Genomic DNA, 23,848 nt, shown 5'->3' with positions numbered 1-23,848 from the left:
AAGCATCCGCCAAACGGCAATTTTCCGAGCAATCTCAACGCGATCCGGCGGCCTCGCAGCGCCGCTCCGCCATAAGGCAATATTAAGAGCATTTGCCGTACCTGTTCTCCCGTTCAACGGGAGACCGGTCCAGTGCGCAATCGTGGTAACGTTCGAGACGCCGTAAGCCTGAAAAACCGGGTTCTGGTCACGGCGATCTTTCTGGCATCGGGCGCGGCATCGCTGATCCTGCAGGTTCTCTGGTTCAAGCAACTGCAATTCGTGCTGGGAAGCGCGACCGTCTCCGTCAGCGTCACGGTGGCAAGCTTCTTTTTCGGCCTCTCGCTGGGCAGCGCCCTGGGAGGCCGGATCGCCGACACCGTCAGCCGCCCCCTGAAAATCTACGGGTTGCTCGAACTTGCCCTCGCCCTCGTTTCTCTCGCGGTCACCGCATTCCTGTCGCATTGGCCGACATGGGTGGGCTGGCTGTCACCGATGCTCGACCTGGAGTCTCCCTTCCGGCTGCCTCTCATGGTCGCCGTGTCGCTCGCCATTCTGTCGCTGCCGACGATGTTGATGGGCGCGACCCTGCCCTTCCTGGTGAAATTTTTGACCCGCACACAAACCGACCTCGCCAATCGGATCGGTCTGCTCTACGGGTTCAACACCCTGGGCGCAGCCATCGGCACCCTGGCGGTCGGCTTTGTGCTGATGGGCCTCTGGGGCATCGCGGGATCAAGCCTGGTTGCGGCAGCGCTGTATGTCTGCGTCGGCGTCGTTGCCCTGTTCGTTGCGCGCGGCGCAAGCCCGCTCTTGCCGGTCGCTGCACAGGCGCCGGTGCAAACCGCCGCGACCGCGCGTGGCAGGACGTCGGTCCTGATCTGGATTTTCGCGTGCTCCGGTTTTGTATCGATCGCCTATGAGGTCGTCTGGTTCCGATTCCTGACCAATGTCAGCACCTCGAGCGTCTACGCGTTCTCGGGCATGCTCGGCGTTTACCTGCTGGGGCTCGTGATCGGCGCCCTGATCTGCGCCAGGCTGCTTGCCCCCCGCAAGGATCAATTGCTGCGATACTTCGCCGTGACGCAGCTGCTGATCGCGGTTGCAGCCACGCTGACCGTCGGAATGCTCGGCAAGGCGCGGACCATGGGAGTAGCGCTGTCTCCCATCGTATCGGGCCTGCTTCCAGTCCCGGTGCAGGAGCTGTTGGGGGGTGACGTTTCATTCTTCCTGGTCTGCGCTGTTGCGCTGTTGCTGCCGACGATGCTGATCGGCATCAGCTTTCCCCTGGCCAGCGAGCTGACCGTGATGCAGATGAGCGCGCTGGGCCGCAGGATCGGCACGCTCTACGCCTTGAACACGATTGGCGGCGTCGTGGGCTCGCTGGCGGCGGGCTTTCTGCTGATCCCGTATCTGGGCAGCCAGGGCGCGCTCACCGCGCTGATTGTCGTGAACGTCCTGCTGTTCGTCGCGACCACCGTGTCGCAGCCGGATCTTCTGAGAGAAAGGAGCCTGTGGCGGCAGGGGACGATCGCCGCGAGCGTCATCGCCGTAGCACTGCTGCTCTTCACTCCGCACTATCTGGAGCGGGTCCTGACCGCGATCGAAGGCGCCAATGTGCTCGAGTTGCGGGAAACCCGGCAAGCGACGTTTGCGGTGGTCGAGTATCGCGAGAAGGCGGCGGGCACCTATCAGCAGTTGGTGGTGAATTCGAAGAGCTATGCCAACAACCGTCCCGAGGGCAGACGCTACATGGCCGCGATGGGGCACTATCCCGTTCTGCTGCACCAGGGCCCGGTTGAAACGGCTGTCGTCATTTGCATCGGGACCGGAACCACGGTGGGAGCGGTGAGCACCCATGAAGAATTGCGATCCATCGACGCGGTCGATCTGGCATCGACGGTGTTCGAATTTGCGCCCCACTTCGTGCCGATCAACAAGCAATTCTATCAAAATCCCAAAGTCCATCAGATCGTCGCGGACGGGCGCCACTTCCTGCTGGGGACCAAGGAGACATTTGACGTCATCACGCTCGAGCCGCCACCGCCCCATGATGCCGGCGTCATCAACCTCTACACGGAGGAATTCTATGCGCTGGCAAAGCAGAGGATGCGTCCCGGCGGCGTTCTCGCGCAATGGGTGCCGCTGGATTTCAACCGCGGCATCCTTCCGAAGATGATACTCAAGGCCATGATGGGCCAGTTCAAGCATGTCTCGCTGTGGCTGCCGTCCAGAATGGAAGGCGTGGCGATCGCCTCCGATGAACCGTTGAACATCGATCCGCACGAGCTCGCCATGCGCATGTCGAAGCCCGCGGTGGCTGAAGACCTGACGGCGAACGGCCTCGGCTCGCCCGAGGATTTCCTGGCGACATTCATCGCCGCCGATGAAAAACTCGCGGCCTTTGTCGGGGATGTGCCAACCCTCACGGATGATCGGCCGCGTCTCGAATATTACAACTGGTATCCGCTGGGTTCGGTCAGCGTGGACGAACTGAAGCGCCTCCGCGAGCCGGTGGAAGCCTATCTTGCCGACCGTTCCATCGACGAGGCCCGTCTCGACACCGCGCGCACGGTGGCCAATGCGATCCTGGACGAGCACAAGGCCACGGCCGACGGCGACAAGTCCGCCGCCCGGGCCGCGCTTCGCCTGGCCGTCAAACTGGACCCGGACAATTCCTACGTCGACTTCCTGGACCGCAAGCTGAGCGAGTGATCAGGGTGCCTTCGGCACACCGCATCAGGAAGTCCCCGAATGTCGCGAGAATGCGGATGTTTTGACTCACAGCTAGCGCAACAAGCTCAGTGTCGTCCCTGCGAAAGCACTAGTGCATCTACACGTTTGTCGGGCCATTTGCGAGGATTTGGAAGCGGGCCATTCCGGTGTGGAAGGTGATTGGTCCAGGTGGACGGTGGGAGGCGTAGCCGGTCCATCCGCCGAGTTTTGCGATGATCCATGCCGCCCGAGCAAGAGTGTTGGGGCGATGGTGGTTTTTCTGAAGCTCGGTGCGACCTTTCATGGTTTTGTTGATGGCCCTGAGCGTCTCGATCTCTTCTGCGGTGAAGACAAATTCAGCCGGCAATTCTTCGCCACTGTTGCGGGCCTGAACGAGTTGAATGACGATACATGCCGCTCTGGTGGCGACCGCCACGAGCTTGATCAGGCCTTCGGCGCTCTCGATCTGACTATCCTCGATGCGCAAACCCTGGCTCTTCAGCGAGCGAAAGAGTTGCTCAATGATCCAGCGCTGGCGGTACCAGGAGACGATCTGCCAGGCGTCTTTAACGGTGGCGACCGGATGAGTGGTCAGGAGCAGCCAGCGAATGGGCTCCGCACCTCTCGGCGGATGCAACTCGACCACTTCTACGAAGCTGAGTTTGATGCCCTCCGCCAAGTCGGTGACGCCGGGCCTCTGCGGCCGCTTGAGCACGACGGTTCCGAAGCGCATCGAGAGATGGGCCTGCCGGCCGCGCCGATCCATTCGCTGCGGCAGATCGATCACCGCGTTGTCGCAGAAGCGGCTCCGCTCGACCGCCTGATAAAGTGTGTCGCCATCGACCAGCGCATGGTCGTGCATGGCACGCGACAGAAGATGGACATTCTCAGCTGGCGTCAGCGCCCAGTGAGCAAAGAAATCCCCCTCGCGGTCGTTGACGACGGTGATCATGCGGGCATCTGCCAGGACGTCGCGGCCTTGCTCGGCGGCCGTCACCCAGCGCGCCGACTCCTTGTCGGCCAAGGCGCGCCGCTCATGCGGGATTTTTACCTTGCCTTTGCGCGTCCAAACGTTGCCGCCAGTAAGGCCAAGACAGACCCCGCTGTCGGCATCCACCGCCATCATCGCATGCAACAGCACGCCGCGAGCATTGCCCTTGCCGACTTTGCCCAGCCCGCGCCGCCGTCCCGCCTGGGTCTGGAACTTGACCTCGCTCGTATCCTGGATCGCCAGCACATGACGCCCGCTGACCGCAGTCCGCGTCTGCGCGCTCCAGCCCTCAATCAATTTATCGATCGTGACTTGGGGGTTGTTCACAAACCGCCAGAACGCCATATTGGCAGCCCAATCGCCCCGGGCCATCTGGCGCAAGCAGACGCTGCGCGTGCAAAGCATAGCCCGGAGAAGCGTCGCCCCCTTTTGTCGAGACGAACGTCCCCGAACTCACCCAAAGACAAATCCGGCTGCATCGCTGGCGCTCCTTCGAATCAAAGCGCCAGTGAGAGAATCATACAACATGCTGCAGAGACGCCACTTCTTGCTGCACCGAGTCAATCTGTCGCGCCCCAAAACCGTGTAGACACGCTAGTGCGAAAGCAGGGACCCATAACCACAAACGCAAATTGTTACGCGATGCTGGAACGGCGAGGCCCGCCTGTAACGCCCGCCGCGGCGTATGGGTTCCTGCTTTCGCAGGGACGACAGCTGTGATGGTGCGGCAGAGCGCACACCGGCTACGCCGGCCTGAACCCCGCCTTCGTCAATGCAGCCCGGCCTTCATCCGACGCCAGCGCATCGAGAAAGGCCTGCACCGCGGGCCGGTGCTTGCGCGCCGTCACCAATGCGAAGTCATAATGCTCTTCGGCGAACGGTATGAAGCCGAGTCCCGACGCATCGGCGACGGGCGCGATGGTCATGCCCCAGTCGGCGCGGTGCTGCGCCACCGCGGCCGCAACCGCATTGTGCGAGCGGGGCTGATTCCAGTAACCGTCGGGCCGGCTGCCCGCCAGCAAGCGATCGATCAGGATGCGGGTGCCGGCACCCTGGTTGCGGTTGACCATGATGCAGGCGGGATCGGCGAGCGCGGCGCGCACCGCCTGCTCTGCGCTCAAGCCGGCAAAGCGCGTGTCGTCCTTGCGAAACACGATGCCCTGCATGCGCCGCCAGCCCGGCACCAGCTCGAGCCCGTCGGCCAGATACGGCGTGTTGTAGGTCTCGGTCTTGTCGTCGAACAAATGGATCGGGGCGAGATCGCATTCGCCGCGCTTGGCGGCAGCGAGCCCGCCGAGGCTGCCGACCGCGATCGAGCGCACCACGAGACCGTCATGCGCCAGCGGCGCGGTGACGAGATCGAGCCCGGTGCAATGGCTGCCGACGATGACGAGATCGGGCACCCGCACATGCGGCGTGAACAGCGTCACCTCGGCCTCGCTGCCGGCCGGCAACTGGTCGGCCAGCGCCTCGATCTTCAGGAAGCCGTCGGCCTGCGCAAACGACGTGATCGCGCCCGAACCCTTGCCGCCGGGATAGGCGATCAGGCCGTCGGCGCCCTCGACCAGCGACACCATCACGAACTCGGTACGCCCGAGCTCGGAGGCGATGCGCACCGGCACCTTCGCCGCCACCTTGGCATCCGATCGCGGCGGCAGCCCGGCCATCCGCCGCAGCACCGGCACGATCATGTCGTGGAAGGTGAACATCGCCGAGGTCGGAAAGCCCGGCAGGATGACCACCGGCTTGCCGTCGCACACCGCAAGGCACAGCGGCTTGCCGGGCTTCAGCGCCACGCCATGCGCGATGATGCCGGGCTTGCCGAGGCGAGCGATGATCCGGTGCGAGACGTCACCCGCGCCCTTAGAGGTGCCGCCTGACAGCACCAGCATGTCGCTGTCCGCCAGCGCCTTGCGCATCGCGGCCTCGAGCGTCGCCTCATTGTCGGCGATCGCGCCAAGGAACGACGCGTCACCGCCGTTCTCGGCAATCGCCGCGGTGACGATCGCACCATTGGTGTCGTAGATCGCGGCCGGCCGAAGCTTCTCACCCGGCTGCACCAGTTCGTCGCCGGTCGATAGGATCGCGACGCGCGGACGGCGCGTCACCGCAACCTCGGCGATGCCACAGGCCGCGAGCATGCCGATCTCGCGCGACCCGATCATCGTTCCCGCGCGCAGCAGGGCCTCGCCGCGCGCGATGTCGGAGCCGGCATAGGACACGAACTGCCCGGGCGACGCCGCACGCCGGACCTCGATGGTGCCGTGGCCGGCAGGCTGGGTGTGCTCGACCATCACGATGGCATCAGCGCCGCGCGGTACCGGACCGCCGGTCGCAATCGCGGTTGCAGTACCCGGGAGCACCGGCATGGTGGGCGCGGTCCCGCACGAAATCGTCTCGTCGTTCAGCGCGAGCTGCACCGGCGCGGCCTCGCCGGCGCGTGCCAGATCGGCCGAGCGCACCGCAAAGCCGTCGACATTGGAGCGATCGAATGGCGGCACGTCGATCGGCGCCACCACGTCCTCCGCCAGCGCACGGCCGAGCGCGTCGGCGAGCAGCCGTTTCTCGGACGGCAATTGGCGCGGGAACAGCGCCGCCTCGAAGCGCGCGAGCGCCGCCTCGCGCGACAGGATGGTCAGGAACTGGTCCTGCTCGACGGAAGGGTTGGGTTTCGGCGTGAACGTGTTGCTCATCTCGGGAACTCACTCCCGCAACATATAGGCATCGACCACCGTGCCCGCACCAAAGCCCTCGGCATCGCCAGGCACGATCAGCAGGGCTTCGGCGCGCGCGACGGCATCGAGCGACAGGTCGCCGATGGCAAGTGCCGCCCAGGAATCCTGTTGAGTACCTTGCTCGCGTATCAGCAGCACGACCTCGGCAACGCCGACGCCGGAGGCGATCTTGCGTTCCAGCGGCAGCGCCAGCGTTTTGCGCGCGCGCCGGCCCGACAGGCGGTCGAGCAGGGGAAGCGCAATCGCCCACCAGGCCGCGAAAGCCTGATCCGGCGCGCCCGGCAAGGCGACGACCGGCGATGCATCGATCCGACCGACCGCTGCGGTGCGCCCAGGCTGCAGCGCGATCCCGTGCGCGATCAGTGCGCCACGCGTTGCCAGCGCATTCACTGTCGCATCGGTGTGACCAACGCCGGTGCCGCCGATCGTGATCATCAAATCGCAGCCGTCCGGTTCGAGTGCGTTTGCAATCGCCGTCACATCGGGTGCGGCCTCGATGCCGACGACCTCAGCGCCCGCGAGGCGCGCGGTGTCAGCGATCAGTTGTGCGGTCAGGCCGCCATTGGCGACGTTGACGATGCGAAGCCGCGGCCGTCGCACGCGCAACATCTGCAGTCCGGCCGCGCGCGCGAGCAGCAGGCCGCGCGGCAGCAGCGGCTCCCCTGCTGCGATCACGGTGCGCCCAACGGCGATGTCGCTGCCGGCACGCCTGACGCCCTGCCCCGGGATTGCTTCGGCGAGCACCTGCGCAAGCGGACCGGAGGTATCGACGGCATCGGCATCGACCACGCAGTCGGTGCCATCAGGCATCGCAGCGCCTGCCGCCACCCAGACCGGAGGTTCGGCCAGCGGCAAGGGCGCATAGGACGACGCGCCGACCAGGTCATTGGCGCGCATCGCCCACCCGTCGCTGACCGCGACATCGCGCGGCGGATAGGCGCGCAAGGCCGGCATCTCGGCCGCAATGCAGCGCAAGGCGTCGGCCGGCGGCAACGCGATCGGCTGGACCGGCCCGACGTCGCGCAGCACGGCAGCCAGTGCCGCAACGAGCGGGGTGAGCGAAGGCGGAAGGCGCTGGGCGGTGACCATGGCCCGCTATGGACTGAATCGGCCCCGAAAGAAACTGTCTCTCGCCGCACCGGGGCCGCGTCATTAGACCGATGGCGCGTTGACGCGGTCCCCAATATAGTTGCAAAAGAAACCAATATGACCGGGTCCCCGAAGGCCCGGCACAACCAATAATGGCCAATGCGCCAATTCAGGAGGGAGACAGAATGAAGGCCACCAGACTAGCCATGTTCGGGACGCTCGCAGCCGCGCTGCTGGCCTCCCCGAGCGTATCGGCGCAGGTATCCGACGACATCGTCAAGATCGGCGTGCTGACCGACATGAACGGCCCCGCCTCGACGCCGACCGGCCAGGGCTCGGTCACCGCCGCGCAGATGGCCGTCGACGATTTCGGCGGCAAGGTGCTCGGCAAGCCAATCTCGGTGATCGTCGGCGATCACCAGCTCAAGCCGGATATCGGCGCGACCATCGCGCGACGCTGGTATGACGTCGATCAGGTCGACCTCATCGTCGACGTGCCGGTCTCGGCGGTCGGGCTCGCGGTGCAGAACATGGCCAACGAGAAGAAGAAGCTTTTCATCACGCATTCGACCGGCGCGACCGATTTCCACGGCAAGTTCTGCTCGCCCTACGCGATACAGTGGGTATTCGACACCAGGGCGCTCGCGGTCGGCACCGCGCAGGAGGTGGTGAAGCGCGGCGGCGACAGCTGGTTCTTCATCACCGACGATTATGCGTTCGGTCACTCGCTGGAGAAGGACGCCTCCGCGATCGTGACCAAGAACGGCGGCAAGGTGCTCGGCGCGGTGCGGCCGCCGTTTGCGACGCCCGATCTGTCGTCCTTCATCCTGCAGGCGCAGGCCTCGAAGGCCAAGATCATCGGCATTGCCGGCGGACCGCCCAACAACACCAACGAGATCAAGACCGCCGCCGAGTTCGGCGTCTTCGCTGGCGGGCAGCAGATGGCGGCGCTGCTGGCGCTGATCACCGACATCCACTCGATCGGGCTGTCGGCCGCGCAGGGCCTGCTGCTGACCACCTCGTTCTACTGGGACATGGACGACAAGACCCGCGAGTGGTCGAAGCGCTATTTCGCCAAGATGAACCGGATGCCGACGATGTGGCAGGCCGGCGTCTACTCCTCCGTGACCGCCTATCTGAACGCGATCAAGGATGCCGGCACCGACGATCCGCTCAAGGTCGCGGCCAAGATGCGCGAGAAGCCGGTCGAGGACTTCTTCGCCCGCAACGGCAAGCTGCGCGAGGACAATCTGATGGTGCACGATCTCTGGCTGGTGCAGGTCAAGACCCCGGCCGAGTCGAAATATCCGTGGGACTACTACAAGATCCTGGCCAAGATCTCCGGCGAGGACGCGTTCGGGCCGCCGGACCCGGCCTGCGCGATGGCGAAGAAATGACGACCGAAGGTCGTCATTCCGGGGCGATGCGTCAGCATCGAACCCGGAATCTCGAGATTCCGGGTTCGCGCTTCGCGCGCCCCGGAATGACCTCTGCATAGACGCGATAGCGCGTCCATGCAGAAGTCATTTCGCCGCCCCGATCTCGCGGAAATATCTGAGCACGCCGGGGTGGATCAGGTTGGTATCAGGCGCGGCGGCGAGCGTGTTCGCCGCCGTGGTCTCGCACGCCTGGGCGAGCTTCGTGCAGAAGGTCGCTTCGATGCCGTGCAGCGTTTTCGCCAGCCGGTAGGCGACGTCGTCGGGCAAGGTCTCGCGCACCAGGATGTAGCTCCAGGAGCCGACCGAAGAGATTGCCGCGGTCTGCTTCGGATAGCTGCCGGCGGGGATCGTCAGCGGCTTGAGGAACGTGTGCTTGGCGCGGATGCGGGCGATCTCGTCCGTGGTCGGCGCGATGAAGCGCGCGCCGGTGGCGCTCTCGGCCATCTTGGTGAAGCCGGGCCAGCCGATGCCGGCGCCCCACAGTGCGGCGGCGCGGCCATCCTCAACCATCGCGGGCCCGTCGCCGGCGCGATCGAGATAGATCGACTTGAAGTCCTCGTCCTGCTTCAGCCCGATGCCGTCGAGGATGTAGCGCGACAGGATCGGCAGGCCGGAGCCCTTGGCGCCGAACGCGACGGGCTGGCCGACCAGGTCCTGGATAGTCTTGTAGGGACTGTCCGCGCGCACCACGAACATGCCCGGGCTCGAATACATCGCGGTGAGGATCTTCAGCTTCGTGGCCTTCGGCCGGCCGATGCCCATGAAGGCTTCATAGGACGGCTCGCCCGCCACGGTCGCGATATCGACGTTGCCGGCCTCGAGCAGCGGGATGTTCTCATTGGAGCCCTTGGTGTTGCGCGGCTCGATCGACAGCGTCGGGTCGGCCGCATTCATCACCTCGGCGAAGGCATTGCCATAGAGCGGAAAGCCGCCACCCGGCGTCGCCGTGGCGAAACTGATCGTGGTCTTGGTAATGGTCTTGCTCCCCTCTTGCGCCGCCGCCCCGTCCGCGAGCAGCAGCGCGCCGGCGCACATCATAACAGCGAATTTCATCCCGAGCCTCAAGCATTCCACACGAACCCGACTATCGTCGCACGGGCGACGTCGTAGGCAAAGCCAGCGTTTTGTGAAACCATGCCGGCAACAGTCACAAGAAAATGACGGGAGAGACGATGATCCAGTTCGCGCGTGTCGCCTTGCTTGGTTTGATTTGCTGCCTCGCCTCGATTGCCCCCTCATCCGCATCCGACTATCCGAACCGCCCGGTGCGCTGGGTGATCGGGTTTGCCGCCGGCGGTCCGGTCGACATCGTCGCCCGCATCATGAGCCAGTGGCTGTCGGATCATTTCGGCCAGCAATTCATCGTCGAGAATCGCACCGGATCGGGCGGCAACATCGCCGCCGCGGCCGCTATCAACTCGCCGGCTGACGGCTATACGCTGTTGTTCGTCGCGCCCAACAATGCGATCTCGACCTCGCTCTACAAGAAGCTGCCGTTCGACTTCCTGCGCGATACCACCCCGGTCGCGAGCATCATGCAGCTCACCAACATGCTGGTGGTCTCGAACGCGATGCCGGTGAAGACCGTCCAGGAGTTCATCGACTACTGCAAGGCCAATCCGGGCAAGATCTCCTATGCCTCTTCGGGCAACGGCACCTCGGTGCACATGTCGGCCGAGTTGTTCAAGGCGATGACCAAGTGCGACATGCTGCATGTGCCGTATCGGGGATCCGCGATCGCCTTCCCCGACATCATCTCCAACAAGGTGCAGCTGATCTTCGACAATCTGCCGTCGGCGCTGGAGCAGGCCCGCGGCGGCAACGTCCGCGCGCTCGGCGTCACCTCGCCGAAACGCTGGGCGAGCGTGCCCGACGTGCCGGCGATCGCCGAGACCGTGCCGGGATTCGAGGCGGTCGGCTTCTACGGCATCTCGGCGCCGAAGGGCACCCCGCCCGAGATCGTCGATGCGCTCAACAAGGCGGTCGGCGAAGCGCTGAAGGACCCCAAGCTCGTGGCGCGCCTCGCCGAGGTCGGCGGCATCCCGAAGCCGATGGCCCCGGCCGAATTCGGCAAGCTGGTGGCCGACGAGACCGAGAAATGGCGCAAAGTCGTCGAGTTTGCCGGCGTCTCGGTGGATTGAGGCGCCGGTCGCCAGGGAAACGGAGGGCCAGGCAGGATGGCTGCCGGCCGCTGTTCCAGTGATGCCAGCCGCGAGACGTGGCTGGCCCGGCGGCGATGGCAGGGACGTGGGGGCGGCATTGCCGAAACCGCAGTCAGCCTGTAAACGGAGCCCGCACCGTTGCCGGCCGCGCCCCGCGGCCCGCAAGGCGGCGGGGCCTGTAGCTCAATGGTTAGAGCCGGCCGCTCATAACGGTCTGGTTGCAGGTTCGAGTCCTGCCGGGCCCACCAGCAAATCAACTGTAAGTTCGTTATCGCAGCTTGCCGAGCCACAGCGCGGTGAGCGCCGAGCGATTACGCACGCCGAACTTGGCGTAGATCGACTTGACGTGGAAATGCGTGGTGTTCGGACTTTGGTCAAGCCTCTGCGCGATCTGCTTTTCCGTGTGCCCGTCGAGCAGTGCGAGCAACACCCTGCGTTCAGCAGGTGTCAGGGGTGCATTGGCGATGAGCAGGCCGTGGCTGAGCAGTTGCTGACGGTGAAACCATCTCAACCCGCGCATCACGAAGCCCAGACGCTGGCCGTCCTGTGCCGAGAAGCGAGGGGCCTCCGCATCGCGAAATACGAACAGGCGAATCCTCACGTCGTCGTTGAGCGCAATGCGCACGGAGATGCTGTCGGCGAATCCGACGTCCAGATAGTGCCGCCGATAGTGCTCGCCCTCGAACCATTCCGGCGGCAGCGCTTCGAACAGCAGGCGGACCCGGAACGGCTCATCTCCCGACATGGAAAGGATCTGAGACAGGTCGACGTCGCGGGACCAGAGCGTATCGAACTGCTTCTGCACGGATGCTGCCACCGCCGGTATCGGGTCCAGCACCCGGACGAGGCGCGGACGCCAACCGAGCAAGGGATCGGCCCGCTTCGGCGACGGCAATCGCACGACCACACCCCATAGCACATTGCGTGCCGACAACATGGTACGCAGTGCGGCTAGCAGATGTGTCAGTGCGGCGTCGCCGTCGCCGACGGAAAACTCGGCCAACCGATCCCAGAGTGCATAGACATCTTGATTCTGCGGATTGGTGGAATCCGTGGATAGATACATGTCCCCCCCGAAACGAGTGCGCAGATCACCGACCTTCGAGCATAGGAGACACCGGACCACCTTTCTAGGTAGTTCCCAGACGCATCAACTGGCGAGATATTCAGTGCGGGTGTTGGGAAGACTGGCCTTCTCACCGTCACGATATTCGGAGATTAACGATGCGCACAGCAACGGGCGCGCGCCGGCTTGACACGCCCGACGACGACCGGACGGAGCGGCGGTGGCGTCTCGGCTTTTTCATCGCCCTATTATGCGCCGTTTTGATTGCACTCGCGGCCTTCACGCAGGAGCAACCTGCTAAAGCGTTGATCCGCCCCACTGGCCCGCTGCCGGCGATCAACATTCCCTGATCGAGGCGCTGTTGGCGCACCATTTGCCTGGAGCCGAGATTTCATTTGCATTGGAAATTGTGGATCCAGACCGTTCACGATCAGGCATCTTTGCTCATGCTGATTTCGGTTTGCCTTGGGCCCTGCTTTGTCTGGGCATTCTGGGAGATCGAAGAAGCCCCCCGTCGCCGAGAGCCGAATCGCGGGCTCGTGCGTGAAGCACGACGCTCGCTGACGCCCAGTCATTAACCAACTCCTGGAGATCATCATGCGCGCCGCTGCAACTGCTGCGATTGCTAACGCTTTTGTCCGGGTATTCCCCGCATCGTCATTGCAGGCAAACGTCCTCAAGCAGACCGCGTTGTTCTGTGGAGCCGCCCTCTTGGTGTGGCTGCTGTCGATGACTTATGGGCTGGATCTTAGTGCCGGATTCTTCTAGCCGATCAGCATCTGATTTTGCGCTTGCTTCGGTATCCAAGCCCGTTGAGCCACATGTGCAGGGCTCGTCGCGCTCTTCAGGGTCAAGTTCATAGAAGGACGCGGAAATGCGCTGCTCAGACGTTTTGCTTTGCGGCTCGAAATCCTGGGTTGAAGCCGCCGGCTATCTCGCATCTCTTCTCGTCTTCGCCACGTTTTGCATGAGGACGATGCTCCAGCTCAGGATCACGGCCATCTTGAGCAATGTCGCGTTCATCGCATACGCGTTCTTCGACGGCTTGTATCCAATCCTCATCCTTCACTCGGTTCTGCTGCCTCTTAACGCCGTCCGAACAGTCCAAATGCTCCGCATCAGGCGAATTGTGGAGCAAGCATCCAAGAGCGAATTCACAACCGAACCGCTATGCCCGTTCATGGTTGCAGGTTCGAGTCCTGCCGGGCCCAGCAATAAATCAATGGCTTGGCACTCACGATCGCCGAAGCCCTCGTCTCCTCCACGCAAAAAAGATGCCGCGCCCGAAGGACACGGCAAGTTTCAGGGAGGGTGAACCGGCAGACTTCCGGTGCATGCCTGAGACCCCGGCCCATCGTCGATCGGGGCGCAATCTGAAAATCAGCGGCCGCCCACCACGGCAGTCACCATTTCAATGCGGCCGTACGCACGGGATGATCCCAGAGCCCGGTGGTCTCGCTGTCGAGCAGGCTTACGGTGAGCGAGCAACCCGCCATGTCCAGCGATGTGACATAGCTGCCGACCAGCGAACGGGCGATGCGCAGGCCCCGCTCCTCGAGCATCCGGCGCGTCGCGTTGTACATCAGATAGAGCTCGATCGTCGGCGTGCCGCCGAAGCCGTTGACGAGCAGCAGGGCCTCGGAGCCCGCGGGCGCCGCGAGATCGCCGGCGATCGCTGCCGTCATCTCCGATGCGATCGCATCGGCCTCCGCAAGCTTGACGCGGCGGCGGCCCGGCTCGCCGTGAATGCCGACCCCCATCTCCATCTCGTCTTCGGCAAGTGCAAAGGTCGGCGTGCCCGCAGCCGGGACGGTGCAGCTGGTCAGCGCAACGCCCATCGAGCGCGTCTGTGCGTTGATGCGCTCGCCGAGCGCCACGCAGGTCTTGAGATCGGCGCCCTTCTCGGCCGCGGCGCCGACGATCTTCTCGACGATCAGGGTGCCGGCGACGCCGCGCCGCCCGGCGCTGTAGGTCGACTTCTCGACCGCGACATCGTCATCGGTCACGATGGTGGCGATGCGACCCTCGGCGATCTCGGCTGCCATCTCGAAGTTCATGCGGTCGCCGGCATAGTTCTTGACGATGAACAGGACGCCGGCATCGCCCGCGACCGCCTGTGCGGCCTCGACGATCTGGTCCGGCGTCGGCGAAGTGAACACCTGGCCGGGACAGGCGGCATCCAGCATGCCGTAACCGACGAAGCCCGCATGCAGCGGCTCGTGCCCGCTGCCGCCGCCCGAGACCAGCGCAACTTTCTTCGAGTTCAGCTCGCGGCGGCGGACGAATTTGCGCTCGGCGCCCAGCACAACCAGATCGGCGTGCGCGGCCGCGAAACCGTCGAGGCTTTCGCCGAGCACGTTGTCGACCGAATTGATGAACTTCTTCATGGTGTCCTCCCCGCTTGGTCCGTTTGGCGTTTCTCGCCTATTTTTCCCGCATGATGTCAATCAGTCGCCGCGTGAACTCCTGGAGCAGCGTGTCAAGCTCGGCGTTGCGCTTGGTGCTGCCGAGGTCCGGCAGATGCAGCGTCAGCGTCCGCTCGTGCGAGCCTTCGCTCAACCGGCCGACGCGGCGCGGATGTGCGCGCGCATAGGCGCGAAGGAAGGCTGCCTTCGCCTGTGGCGGGAAGTGGCAGACATCGAAGATCGTGTTGAGATGCTGCACCGGGATCGGCACCGGATATGCGGGATTGCTGATCTGGCTGACGAAGCTGCGGTTCTTGCCCATGGCATGGGCCAGTCGAAGCCGCATGCCGGACGGGCGGCTCTCAAGGACTTCCTTGAAGATGCGCTTGTAGACCGCAACCGCGCCCGCTTCGGGCGCTTCATCGGCCGCCGTGTCAGCCAACGCTGCCTCCGCTGCTCAGCCGGTCAATGGTGTGCTTGATCTGCGCCAGCGCCGAGGCGTTCACGGACAATTCGCGCAGTCCGCAATTCAGCAAGGCGGGCAGGCAGCGCTGATCACCGGCCATGTCGCCGCAGAGGCTGACACTGATGCCGGCGCGGCGGCCGTGCTCCGCGGTCCGCGCGATCAGTTCGAGCACTGCGGGATGCAGAGGGTCCATCAAGGGGGCGAGAGCTCCGTTGGAACGATCGCAGGCCAGGACATATTGCGCGAGATCGTTCGAGCCGATCGAGAAGAAGGCGGCCTTGAAGCTAGATACCGCAAGGGCCGCCGCCGGGACTTCAACCATGATTCCCAGATCGGGAAGCATTGCGGCAATGCCGTCCGCCTGCAAGCGCTGCACGGCATCGGCGAACAGCTTCCGTCCCGCCTCGAGCTCGTCCGCCGAGGTGACCATCGGGAACATGACCTTGAGATTGCCGCGCACCGCGGCCCGCGCCAGCGCGCGGAGCTGGACCGCAAAGATCTCGGGCCGGGCCAGGCAAAGCCGCAAGCCGCGCACGCCGAGAAACGGATTGGCCTCGCCATCCAGCGTGAACCCGGGCACCGGCTTGTCGCCGCCCGCATCGAACGTGCGGATGGTGACGGGCCGCTGGCCAGCCCAGCGCAATATCGCGTCATAGGCCTGGAATTGGGTCTCCTCGTCCGGCACGCTCCGGCCGGCGAGCAGGAATTCAGTCCGCATCAGGCCGATGCCGTCGGCATATTGCGCGTCGGCATGCTCGAGATCCTCGACGCGCTGGATGTTGATGAAGAGCTTGATCCGCTCGCCGCGCCAGGAGGCTGTCGGCCGCCGCAGGATCGCTCGCGCGGATGCCCTGCTCTTGAGATGGTTGTCGCGCCGCTTCTCGAAAGTACGGACCTGTTCGGCATTGGGATCGAGCTCCAGCGTCGCGCCTTCGCCGTCGAGCAACGCCCTGGTGCCGATGTCTGGAATTGAACCGAGCTGCACCACCATCGGGATGCCGCGCGCGCGCGCCAGCATCGCGACATGGCTGGTCGGGCTGCCGCGCAACAGCGCCAGGCCGCCGCCGCCGGACCAGTCAATCTCGAGGAATCGCGATGGCGGCAGATCGTCGGCGCAGACCACGCCCCCGTTCGGGATCTTCAGCGGCTGCCCCTGGTCGCCACGCAGAATGTGGACCACGCGGTCGCGCAAATCCGCAAGATCCGACGAGCGGGCCTGCAGATACTCATCCGCCGCCGAATTATACTCCGCGATCTGTTCGTCGAGCGTCGAACGCCATGCGACGTCGGCCGGATGCCCCTCGCCGATCGACGCGAAGATCGCCTCGATCAGGTCCTCATCCTCCAGCAATGCGACCTGGAACTCGAGGATCTGCGCGGCTTCACCGCCGGCGCTGGCGGCAAGATCGGCGATCTGCCCGCTTGCGAGATCGATCGCCTTGCGCAAGGCGAGCGCCTCCTCGACCAACGTGCCGGCCACGCGCTCGCCGGCCGCGCCCGCATCGACACGGACAAACGGGCCATGGGCAAAGCCGATCGAGGCGGTCCTGCCGCGGTAGGCCAGACCTGCAGCGCCGCCCTGCATGCTATGGTGCTCCATCCGGAAAATCGCTTGCGATCAGATCGACCAGCGTCGCGACCGCGGCCTCGGCATCGCTACCGGAGGCCTTGATCTCGATCGTGCTGCCATGTGCCGCGCGCATTGCCATGATCTTGGCCACGCTCTTGGCATTGATCCATTCAGGCGCGCCCGCGACCCGCACCGAGATCTGAGCCTGGAACTTCTTGGCGAGCTTGGTCAGCTTGACCGCGGGGCGCGCGTGCATGCCAACCGCATGCACCAACCGCACACTGCCGGTGAAGATCTGTTCGTCCGCTTTATCAAGCATGCTCATCATCCATCATCGCTTCCCCGCCGGCTCAGTCGGCAGAGAGTTCCTCGGCCACGGCCCTGACCTGGGCCAGCGAGCTGCCGCCCGCAGCTTCGGTCGCCGCCATGACGGCGCCCTCGACGATCGGGGCGTTGCAGACGACAACGAGATCACGCCGCGCCGGCTCCAGCATTTCGACCGCCATTTCGCTGTTCGTCTCGGCGCCGCCGAGGTCGACAAGCACAGCAACGCCTTTTGACGACCAGGCATCGTTGATGGCGTCGATGATCAGCGGCACGCTGGTGCCGAGACCACCATCGGGATTGCCGCCGCAGAAGGCGACCTTGACCTCGCTGCCGACCATCTGCCGCACCATGTCCGCGGTTCCCTTGGCGATATCCCGGGAATGCGAGACGATCACGATCCCTACGGTATCGGTCATTGCCGCGCCTCCAGGCCAGCGCACACAGCGTGCAGCAGAACGCAGCTCGATCGTGCCCCCGGATCGACATGACCGACGCTGCGCGCACCGAGGAACGACGCCCGGCCCTTGGTGGCTTGCATCGGCACTGTGCGCTCAACCGCTTCAGCCGCGGTGATGCGCACCCGCTCGATCAGATCGGGCTGGCCGGCGCCCGCTTTCAGTGTCTCCAGCACCGGAACGAGCACATCGAGCATCGTCTTCTCGCCGGCCTGCGAGCGGCCGCGCGCGCTCACCGCGTCCACTCCGCTACCGAACACGTCGGCGAGATCGTCGGGCAGGTGTTTGTCTTGCGACAGCGCCTCGCCCGCGGCGAGAAAGAAACTGCCATAAAGCGGGCCGGAGGCACCGCCGACCGTCATGACAAGGGTCTTGCCAATCGCCTTGAATGCCTCGTTGAGCGGCTGCGCCGAGATGGCATCGAGCTTGCCGAGCACGGCTTCGAAGCCGCGCTTCATGTTGGTCCCGTGGTCGCCGTCGCCGATCGCCTGGTCCAGGCTCGTGAGCTCCGGCGCGCTGGCGATGACCTGCTCGGCGGCCGCCTTGAGCAGCGACTTGAATGTCTCCGGTTGCACAGACATCTATCTGAAGCTCTCGCTCCCCTATTGGACCATCGCGCCGATGCGTTGCCCAGCCCGGTCGAAACACAGCGGACGCACCAGTTGCAATTCAACCTCCTGGCCGGCCCGCAGCGGTTGGTGCGGATCCGCCAGCGTCACCAGCGTTTCGCCCTTATAGTCGAGGTGAACGTGATTCTGCTCGCCGAGATGCTCGACGCGATGCACCCGACCGACCATCTGCCCGCCGTTGCGCGCGGCGATCTGAAGGTGCTCGGTGCGGATGCCGACCGTCTCCGTTTCCGGCGGTATCGCCACATCGGACAGCAGCCGTGCGGGCAGGAAATTGATCTGCGGCGTCCCGAGCCGCGACGCGACATAGCTGCTGGATGGATTTTCGTAGATCTCCCTCGGCGTGCCGAGCTGAAGCAGCCGGCCGTCCTTGATCACGCCGATCCTCGATGCCATCGTCATGGCTTCGACCTGATCGTGGGTCACATACAGGATGGTCGCGCCGAGCTCGAGCTGGATCCGCTTCAGCTCGAGGCGAAGCTCGGCGCGGAGCTTTGCATCCAGCGACGACAGCGGCTCGTCCATCAGATAGATCGAGGGATCGCGCACCAGCGCACGGCCGATCGCGACCCGCTGCATCTCACCTCCCGACAGGCGGGTGGCACGATTATTCAGCTTGCTGGCGATGTGCAGGAGCTCCGCGGTCTGCTCGACACGCTTGCGGATCTGTGGCTCCGGCACGCGCCGCGCAGGAGAGCGCAGCGGGAACGCGAGGTTGTCATAGACCGACAGATGCGGATACAGCGAATATTGCTGGAACACGAATGCGATGTCCCGTGAACCCGGCGGATCATGCGTCACATCGCGCCCGCCGATCATGACCGAACCGGCGTCGGGGCTCTCGAGCCCGGTGATCAGCCGCAGCGTCGTGGTCTTGCCGGCACCGCTCGGCCCGAGCAGGACGAGGAACTCACCGTCGTTCACGGTCAGCGAGAGGTCGCGCACTGCCTCCACCGCGCCGAAGCGCTTGCTGATGTTGCGTAAGCTGACGTCAACCATGGCGCCCCCCCCTCCTCGCCGGCGGTCCTGATTGCAAGGCCGCTGCCGGCATCGAACAATGAGAGCCGACCGGAGTTGAATTCGAGGCCGACGGTCTCTCCGATCTGCACCGAGGCGCTCGACGGCAGCCGCGCCGCGACCCGTCCATAGGCCGTGTCGATCGTGACGATCTGCGTCGTGCCGAGATATTCCGCGCCGAACACCTCGCCGCGAACGGATCCGGCGTCGGTGAATCGAATATGTTCTGGACGAATCCCGAGGGCCAGCGCAGCGCTGGGGCGGTCCTCGCGGATCTCGGGCACCACGAGCCTGGTGTCGTGAAAATTGATCGCCCGGTCACCAGATCGCAGGCCGCCCTCGAAGCGCAGGAAGTTCATCGGAGGCGAGCCGATGAAGTCGGCGACGAACATGCTGGCGGGCCGGTCGTAGACCTCCTGCGGCGTGCCGATCTGTTCCACGCGCCCCTTGTTCATGATCGCAATCTGGTCGGCCATCGACATCGCTTCGAGCTGGTCGTGGGTGACATAGACCGTGGTCGCCTTGATGCGATCGTGCAAATCGCGCAGCTCGCCGCACATCAGATGACGAAACTCGGCGTCGAGCGCGCCCAGCGGCTCGTCCATCAGGAAGGCCTTCGGGCGCCGCACCATGGCTCGCCCGAGCGCGACACGCTGGCGGTCGCCGCCCGAGAGCTTTGATGTCTTGCTCGACAGCAGATGCTCGATCCGCAGCATCCGCGCGGTCTCCTGCACCCGCTCGCGAATCTCGTGCCGCGCCATGGCCTGGCACTTCAGCGGGAAGCCGATATTCTGCCCGACATTCATATGCGGATAGAGCGCGAACAGCTGGAACACGAACGCAATATCGCGGGCGGCGGCGCGGTGGAACGTGACGTCCTCCCCGTCGAGCAGGATCTTGCCCTCGGTCGGCAGCTCGAGGCCAGCAATCATGCGTAAGGTGGTGGTCTTGCCGCAGCCGGAAGGGCCGAGCAACGCGAAGAAAGTGCCGTCGTCGATGGTGAAGGTCGACCCTTCCACTGCGGTGAACTGATCGAACGACTTGCGAAGATTTTCGATGCGGATCTGAGCCATGTCCCTATTCCGGAAAGTGGCTGACGACGACGAAGCCTACCGTGCCGGCCAGAATCGTCACGAATGAATAGCTGTAGAGATCGATCGAGAAGGGCTGCACCAGCATGAAGATGCCGCCCCCGATCAGGGTCATCGCAACGGCCTCCCAGCGCCCGCGGCTGAAGAAGCGGTGCAATGTCCCCTTGGTTCCCTTGGCCTCCTTAACAACAGCTGAACCGCTCATTTGCGCACCGCTCCGAAGGTGATGCCGCGCAACAGATGCTTGCGGAGCAGCACGGTGAACATGACGATCGGGACGACGAACAGCGTGGTCGCGGCGGCAACCGCCGGCCAGTCCTGCCCGCCCTCACCGATGATGAAAGGAATGAAGGGCGGCATGGTCTGCGCCTCGCCGCTGGTCAGCAGAACCGCGAAGGCGTATTCATTCCAGGAGAAGATCAGGCAGAAGATCGCGGTCGCCGCAATTCCGGTGACGGCCTGCGGCAGCACCACCTTGCGCAGCGCCTGCAGTCGCGTGTAGCCATCGACGAGGGCCGCCTCCTCGTACTCGCGTGGGATCTCGTCGATGAACCCCTTGAGCAGCCAGACCGCGAGCGAGACGTTCACGGCGGTATAGAGCAGGATCATTCCGAGCCTGGTGTCGGTCAGGTTGAGCTGCCGGTACATCAGATAGATCGGGATCGCGACCGCGACCGGCGGCATCATCCGCGTCGACAGAATGAAGAACAAGAGATCGTCGGCCAACGGAATGCGGAAGCGCGAGAAAGCGTAGGCCGCGAGCGTACCGAGGAAGACGGCGAGGAAAGTCGAACCGAACCCGATGATCAGCGAGTTGACGAAGCGCGGGACGACTTTGGACGGTCCGGCAATGACCATGTCATGCTTGCGGACCAGCTTGTCATACCAGGTCCCCGGGGGCGGCAACTTGGCGATGAAATCAGGTGTCTGGCGGGTGCGTACCGTGAACAGGTTGACATATCCTTCGAGTGTCGGCTCGAAGATCACCTTGGGCGGATAGGCGATCGCATCGCTTTGCGACTTGAAGGCGGTGGCAACGATCCAGACCAGCGGCAGGATCGTGATCAACGCATAGAGGATGACGAGAGCACCAGCGAATGCCTTGGTGCGCGGCGAGGCCTCGACGATCGAGTGTGCGCTGGATCTGGCCAGGACCGATTTGGCTACGGCAGCGGTCATCGTTGCTTCACCTTATTGAGCGCTTTGACGTAGATGTTGGCGGCCCCGAACACAGTCACGAACAGGATGATGGCGAGCGCGGACGAATAGCCGGTGCGCCACTTCTCGAATGCCGCACGCTTCAGCGTGATCGATACGAGCTCGGTGGTCGACCCTGGTCCTCCGGACGTCAGCAGGTTGACCATGTCGAACATCTTAAAGTTCTCGATCGCGCGAAACAGCACCGCCAGCATCAGGAACGGCACCGTCATCGGCAGCGTGATCGACCAGAACTGCCGCCAGGCCGAGGCACGATCTACCTCAGCCGCCTCGTAGATGTAATCCGGAATCGAGCGCAGCCCGGCGAGACAGATCAGCATCACGTAGGGCGCCCACATCCAGGTGTCGACGAGCACGATGGTCCATGGCGCGAGCGCGACCTGCCCTGTCATGCTGAAAGAGCTCGGCGGCACACCGGTGAACAAGCTGATCAGATAGTTGAACGGGCCGATCTGCGGCTGCAGCAGCAGCGTCCAGAAATTACCGACAACCGCCGGCGACAGCATCATCGGCAGCAGGATGATCGTGGTCCAGAAGCTGTGGCCGCGGAACTGACGGTTGATCAGAAGCGCGAGCCCAAAGCCGACCACGACCTGCAAGGCGACCGAGCAGATCACGAATTGCGCGGTGGTCTGGAGCCGGAACCAGACGTCCTCGTCGTTGAGTATGTCGCTGAAATTGTCGAGCCCGACAAACCGCAGCGGCAGATAGGACATGCTGAGGTTGAGGCTGGTGAAGGACAGCCGGATCATCCAGACCAGCGGAAAGATGTTGATCGCGAGCAGCAGCGCAATCGTCGGCGCGACGAACAGCCATGCGATGGTCCGGTCGGACAGACCATGGCTGCGGCGCGCGGCGCGGGATTTGGCGGGCTCGCTCACGCCCGGGATCGTAGCATGGTCGGGTTGCAGGATCGTCGTCATCTTGTCCATCGGCTGGTTCGTCTTCCCCGAGGCTGACCTCGGGGAAGCCAGTTCAGTTGGGACGCGGCGTTCGGGCTATTGCGAGGCGACTTGCTTGCCCTGTTCCTTGAACACCTTGGTCCAGTCCTTGACCAGGAGATCGAGCGCCTGCTGCGCCGTGCCCTTGTCGGCGACGACGTAGTCGTGCACCCGCTTCTGCATATCAAGCAGCAGCTGGGCGTAGGACGGCTCGGCCCAGAAGTCCTTGACGATACCCATCGACTCCAGGAATTGCGGCGCGAACGCCGCGCTCTTCGGGAAGTCCGGCGCGTCGACCACCGCCTTGAGCGCCGAGTAGCCGCCGATCTGCCACCATTTCTGCTGCACGGCGGGCTGCGCGAACCACTTGATATAGGCGAGCGCGTCGTCCTTGCGGTCGGAGGTCGCAACCACCGAGATGCCTTGTCCGCCGAGCTGGGTGAAGTGCCCGTTCGGGCCAGCCGGATTGACGAAGAAGCCGATCTTGTCGCCGCCCACATTCGGATCCTTGTAGAGGCCGGGGAAGAAGGCGAACCAGTTCATCTGCATCGCCACCTGGCCCGACTTGAAGGCATCGAGCCCTTCCTGCATGTAGGCGTTGGTCATGCCCGGCGCGGTGCAGCACTTGTAGAGCTCCTTGTAGAATTCGAGCCCCTTGGCCGCGTCGGCGGAATTGACGATGCCCTGCATCTGGTACGGCTTCTTCGGATTGTCGTAGCTGAAGCCGTAATTGTAGAGGACGTTGGTCACGCCCATCGTGATGCCTTCGGAGCCGCGCTCGGTGAAGATGTAGGCGCCGTAGACCTTCTTGCCGTCGATCTCGCGGCCCTGGAAGAACTCCGCGACCTGCTTCAACTCGTCATAGGTTTTCGGCGGCGCCAGGTCACGACCGTACTTGGCCTTGAAAGCCGACTGAATGTCGGGCCGCGAGAACCAGTCCTTGCGATAGGTCCAGCCCACGGCGTCGGCCATCGCCGGCAGCGCCCAGTAGTTCGCCGAATTCTTCGGCCACTGCGAATAACCGACAACGGTCGCCGGGACAAAGTCGTCCATCGAGATGTGCTCTTTGTCGAAGAAATCGTTGAGCTTGACGTACCACTTGTTCTCGGCGGCGCCGCCGATCCACTGGCTGTCGCCGATGATCAGGTCGCAGAGCTTGCCGTGGGAGTTGAGCTCGTTGAGGAAGCGATCCGCGTAGCTCGTCCAGGGGACAAACTCGTACTTCATCTCGATGCCGGATTGCTTGGTGAAATCCTTGCCGAGTTCGACCAGCGCGTTGGCCGGATCCCATGCCGCCCAGCACAGCGTGAGCTGCTTACCCTGGGCCGCGGCTTCGCCTCCGCCAAATATCCCCAGCAGCGCCGCCCCGAGAACCGTGGTGGCCGCTGAGCTTCTCAGCCAATTGAATGTCCGCATATCCGTTTCCTCTCTCGTTGAAGCGTCCAACCCGCTCAGCGCGCCCTGCCGGAGCGACGCCAAGACCCTGAAACCGAGTTTGAGGAGCGATGAGTGAAGGACGAGACGGACCGCTGCCGGAGACGGCTCCGGCATGG

Annotated in this window: 22 protein-coding genes, 1 tRNA gene and 1 pseudogene; 6 read left to right on the top strand and 18 right to left on the bottom strand. The window is 64.2% G+C overall.

Annotated features, from left to right (window positions below; translation table 11 throughout):
* Positions 1-132 precede the first annotated feature (132 nt).
* On the top strand, positions 133-2,694 hold the full coding sequence (locus tag J2R76_RS37845) for a fused MFS/spermidine synthase (protein ID WP_253625759.1): 2,562 nt from the start codon (positions 133-135) through the stop codon (positions 2,692-2,694).
* A gap of 118 nt (positions 2,695-2,812) precedes the next feature.
* On the opposite strand, the gene J2R76_RS37840 is transcribed toward J2R76_RS37845, so the two are convergent.
* The 3 genes from J2R76_RS37840 to J2R76_RS37830 form a co-directional block, all read right to left on the bottom strand.
* Complete coding sequence (locus tag J2R76_RS37840; protein ID WP_253626127.1) at positions 2,813-4,057, bottom strand: IS4 family transposase; 1,245 nt, start codon at positions 4,055-4,057, stop codon at positions 2,813-2,815.
* Positions 4,058-4,428: 371 nt separating this feature from the next.
* Positions 4,429-6,378: a molybdopterin biosynthesis protein gene (locus tag J2R76_RS37835; protein ID WP_253625758.1), complete on the bottom strand. Its 1,950-nt coding sequence runs from the start codon at positions 6,376-6,378 to the stop codon at positions 4,429-4,431.
* Between the two features lie 9 nt (positions 6,379-6,387).
* Positions 6,388-7,509: a molybdopterin-binding protein gene (locus J2R76_RS37830; RefSeq protein ID WP_253625757.1), complete on the bottom strand. Its 1,122-nt coding sequence runs from the start codon at positions 7,507-7,509 to the stop codon at positions 6,388-6,390.
* A gap of 185 nt (positions 7,510-7,694) precedes the next feature.
* Between J2R76_RS37830 and J2R76_RS37825 the strand changes: the two genes are divergently transcribed.
* Positions 7,695-8,906 (top strand): ABC transporter substrate-binding protein, encoded by a 1,212-nt coding sequence (locus tag J2R76_RS37825; protein ID WP_057014858.1) that lies wholly within the window; start codon positions 7,695-7,697, stop codon positions 8,904-8,906.
* Between the two features lie 126 nt (positions 8,907-9,032).
* Here J2R76_RS37825 and J2R76_RS37820 read toward each other — a convergent pair whose 3' ends face one another.
* Positions 9,033-10,001: a TAXI family TRAP transporter solute-binding subunit gene (locus J2R76_RS37820; protein ID WP_253625756.1), complete on the bottom strand. Its 969-nt coding sequence runs from the start codon at positions 9,999-10,001 to the stop codon at positions 9,033-9,035.
* A gap of 119 nt (positions 10,002-10,120) precedes the next feature.
* Here J2R76_RS37820 and J2R76_RS37815 point away from each other — a divergent pair, with 119 nt between their 5' ends.
* Both J2R76_RS37815 and J2R76_RS37810 read left to right on the top strand, forming a co-directional pair.
* Positions 10,121-11,089 carry a tripartite tricarboxylate transporter substrate binding protein gene (locus J2R76_RS37815; protein WP_057015085.1) on the top strand — a complete coding sequence of 323 codons (969 nt, stop codon included), beginning with the start codon at positions 10,121-10,123 and terminating at the stop codon, positions 11,087-11,089.
* Positions 11,090-11,282: 193 nt separating this feature from the next.
* Positions 11,283-11,358, top strand: a tRNA-Ile gene (locus J2R76_RS37810).
* A gap of 20 nt (positions 11,359-11,378) precedes the next feature.
* Here the strand turns inward: J2R76_RS37810 and J2R76_RS37805 are convergent.
* Positions 11,379-12,176, bottom strand: coding sequence for a helix-turn-helix transcriptional regulator (locus J2R76_RS37805; RefSeq protein ID WP_057021007.1), 798 nt, complete (start codon positions 12,174-12,176; stop codon positions 11,379-11,381).
* A gap of 158 nt (positions 12,177-12,334) precedes the next feature.
* Between J2R76_RS37805 and J2R76_RS37800 the strand changes: the two genes are divergently transcribed.
* Both J2R76_RS37800 and J2R76_RS37795 read left to right on the top strand, forming a co-directional pair.
* On the top strand, positions 12,335-12,526 hold the full coding sequence (locus J2R76_RS37800; RefSeq protein ID WP_092085983.1) for a hypothetical protein: 192 nt from the start codon (positions 12,335-12,337) through the stop codon (positions 12,524-12,526).
* A gap of 247 nt (positions 12,527-12,773) precedes the next feature.
* The gene (locus J2R76_RS37795) at positions 12,774-12,944 is read left to right on the top strand and encodes a hypothetical protein (RefSeq protein WP_156436579.1); all 171 of its coding nucleotides are present in this window, start codon (positions 12,774-12,776) and stop codon (positions 12,942-12,944) included.
* 115 nt (positions 12,945-13,059) lie between these two features.
* Here the strand turns inward: J2R76_RS37795 and J2R76_RS37790 are convergent, their stop codons facing one another.
* From J2R76_RS37790 to J2R76_RS37730, 13 genes and pseudogenes are all read right to left on the bottom strand, one after another.
* Entirely contained in the window at positions 13,060-13,245 is a 186-nt protein-coding gene (locus tag J2R76_RS37790) for a hypothetical protein (protein ID WP_210262651.1), read from the bottom strand.
* A gap of 334 nt (positions 13,246-13,579) precedes the next feature.
* Complete coding sequence (dhaK, locus tag J2R76_RS37785) at positions 13,580-14,563, bottom strand: dihydroxyacetone kinase subunit DhaK (RefSeq protein WP_076823874.1); 984 nt, start codon at positions 14,561-14,563, stop codon at positions 13,580-13,582.
* Between the two features lie 37 nt (positions 14,564-14,600).
* Positions 14,601-15,023, bottom strand: coding sequence for a hypothetical protein (locus tag J2R76_RS37780; protein ID WP_057021010.1), 423 nt, complete (start codon positions 15,021-15,023; stop codon positions 14,601-14,603).
* Complete coding sequence (ptsP, locus tag J2R76_RS37775) at positions 15,016-16,632, bottom strand: phosphoenolpyruvate--protein phosphotransferase (protein WP_253626126.1); 1,617 nt, start codon at positions 16,630-16,632, stop codon at positions 15,016-15,018. Before ptsP ends, J2R76_RS37780 begins: the two co-directional genes overlap by 8 nt.
* Before the next feature lies 1 nt (position 16,633).
* Positions 16,634-16,936: an HPr family phosphocarrier protein gene (locus tag J2R76_RS37770; protein ID WP_233475452.1), complete on the bottom strand. Its 303-nt coding sequence runs from the start codon at positions 16,934-16,936 to the stop codon at positions 16,634-16,636.
* A gap of 31 nt (positions 16,937-16,967) precedes the next feature.
* Positions 16,968-17,360, bottom strand: a complete 393-nt coding sequence (gene dhaM / locus J2R76_RS37765) for a dihydroxyacetone kinase phosphoryl donor subunit DhaM (protein WP_028163196.1) — start codon at positions 17,358-17,360, stop codon at positions 16,968-16,970.
* The gene (gene dhaL / locus J2R76_RS37760) at positions 17,357-17,980 is read right to left on the bottom strand and encodes a dihydroxyacetone kinase subunit DhaL (RefSeq protein ID WP_057021013.1); all 624 of its coding nucleotides are present in this window, start codon (positions 17,978-17,980) and stop codon (positions 17,357-17,359) included. The genes dhaM and dhaL overlap by 4 nt, the downstream gene beginning before the upstream one ends.
* Positions 17,981-18,001: 21 nt before the next feature.
* Positions 18,002-19,027: an ABC transporter ATP-binding protein gene (locus J2R76_RS37755; protein ID WP_229190523.1), complete on the bottom strand. Its 1,026-nt coding sequence runs from the start codon at positions 19,025-19,027 to the stop codon at positions 18,002-18,004.
* 29 nt (positions 19,028-19,056) lie between these two features.
* Positions 19,057-20,118, bottom strand: a pseudogene (locus J2R76_RS37750) (ABC transporter ATP-binding protein); the annotation flags it as partial.
* 4 nt (positions 20,119-20,122) lie between these two features.
* Positions 20,123-20,341 carry a hypothetical protein gene (locus J2R76_RS37745; RefSeq protein ID WP_057021016.1) on the bottom strand — a complete coding sequence of 73 codons (219 nt, stop codon included), beginning with the start codon at positions 20,339-20,341 and terminating at the stop codon, positions 20,123-20,125.
* Positions 20,338-21,315, bottom strand: coding sequence for a carbohydrate ABC transporter permease (locus tag J2R76_RS37740; RefSeq protein ID WP_253625754.1), 978 nt, complete (start codon positions 21,313-21,315; stop codon positions 20,338-20,340). Before J2R76_RS37740 ends, J2R76_RS37745 begins: the two co-directional genes overlap by 4 nt.
* A complete protein-coding gene (locus tag J2R76_RS37735) occupies positions 21,312-22,286 on the bottom strand; it encodes a carbohydrate ABC transporter permease (RefSeq protein WP_229190524.1) in 975 nt (324 codons plus the stop codon). Before J2R76_RS37735 ends, J2R76_RS37740 begins: the two co-directional genes overlap by 4 nt.
* Positions 22,287-22,352: 66 nt before the next feature.
* Positions 22,353-23,711 (bottom strand): ABC transporter substrate-binding protein, encoded by a 1,359-nt coding sequence (locus J2R76_RS37730; RefSeq protein WP_253625753.1) that lies wholly within the window; start codon positions 23,709-23,711, stop codon positions 22,353-22,355.
* Between the last annotated feature and the right edge of the window lie 137 nt (positions 23,712-23,848).

Origin of the sequence: Bradyrhizobium sp. USDA 4532, from assembly GCF_024171315.1 — a bacterium.
Lineage (GTDB): Bacteria > Pseudomonadota > Alphaproteobacteria > Rhizobiales > Xanthobacteraceae > Bradyrhizobium > Bradyrhizobium australafricanum.
The sequence above is the reverse complement of the archived record's forward strand: the minus strand, read 5'-3'. Positions and strand labels throughout refer to the sequence as shown.

Bases quoted from the DNA above. Each gene is read 5' to 3' on its own strand.
- dhaL (WP_057021013.1), bottom strand. From the start codon at position 17,980: ATGTCTGTGCAACCGGAGACATTCAAGTCGCTGCTCAAGGCGGCCGCC.
- J2R76_RS37825 (WP_057014858.1), top strand. From the start codon at position 7,695: ATGAAGGCCACCAGACTAGCCATGTTCGGGACGCTCGCAGCCGCGCTG.
- J2R76_RS37740 (WP_253625754.1), bottom strand. From the start codon at position 21,315: ATGACCGCTGCCGTAGCCAAATCGGTCCTGGCCAGATCCAGCGCACAC.
- J2R76_RS37770 (WP_233475452.1), bottom strand. From the start codon at position 16,936: ATGCTTGATAAAGCGGACGAACAGATCTTCACCGGCAGTGTGCGGTTG.
- J2R76_RS37835 (WP_253625758.1), bottom strand. From the start codon at position 6,378: ATGAGCAACACGTTCACGCCGAAACCCAACCCTTCCGTCGAGCAGGAC.
- J2R76_RS37805 (WP_057021007.1), bottom strand. From the start codon at position 12,176: ATGTATCTATCCACGGATTCCACCAATCCGCAGAATCAAGATGTCTAT.
- ptsP (WP_253626126.1), bottom strand. From the start codon at position 16,632: ATGCAGGGCGGCGCTGCAGGTCTGGCCTACCGCGGCAGGACCGCCTCG.
- J2R76_RS37840 (WP_253626127.1), bottom strand. From the start codon at position 4,057: ATGGCCCGGGGCGATTGGGCTGCCAATATGGCGTTCTGGCGGTTTGTG.
- J2R76_RS37820 (WP_253625756.1), bottom strand. From the start codon at position 10,001: ATGAAATTCGCTGTTATGATGTGCGCCGGCGCGCTGCTGCTCGCGGAC.
- J2R76_RS37755 (WP_229190523.1), bottom strand. From the start codon at position 19,027: ATGGTTGACGTCAGCTTACGCAACATCAGCAAGCGCTTCGGCGCGGTG.
- J2R76_RS37735 (WP_229190524.1), bottom strand. From the start codon at position 22,286: ATGGACAAGATGACGACGATCCTGCAACCCGACCATGCTACGATCCCG.
- J2R76_RS37830 (WP_253625757.1), bottom strand. From the start codon at position 7,509: ATGGTCACCGCCCAGCGCCTTCCGCCTTCGCTCACCCCGCTCGTTGCG.
- dhaK (WP_076823874.1), bottom strand. From the start codon at position 14,563: ATGAAGAAGTTCATCAATTCGGTCGACAACGTGCTCGGCGAAAGCCTC.
- dhaM (WP_028163196.1), bottom strand. From the start codon at position 17,360: ATGACCGATACCGTAGGGATCGTGATCGTCTCGCATTCCCGGGATATC.
- J2R76_RS37800 (WP_092085983.1), top strand. From the start codon at position 12,335: ATGCGCACAGCAACGGGCGCGCGCCGGCTTGACACGCCCGACGACGAC.
- J2R76_RS37745 (WP_057021016.1), bottom strand. From the start codon at position 20,341: ATGAGCGGTTCAGCTGTTGTTAAGGAGGCCAAGGGAACCAAGGGGACA.
- J2R76_RS37730 (WP_253625753.1), bottom strand. From the start codon at position 23,711: ATGCGGACATTCAATTGGCTGAGAAGCTCAGCGGCCACCACGGTTCTC.
- J2R76_RS37795 (WP_156436579.1), top strand. From the start codon at position 12,774: ATGCGCGCCGCTGCAACTGCTGCGATTGCTAACGCTTTTGTCCGGGTA.
- J2R76_RS37815 (WP_057015085.1), top strand. From the start codon at position 10,121: ATGATCCAGTTCGCGCGTGTCGCCTTGCTTGGTTTGATTTGCTGCCTC.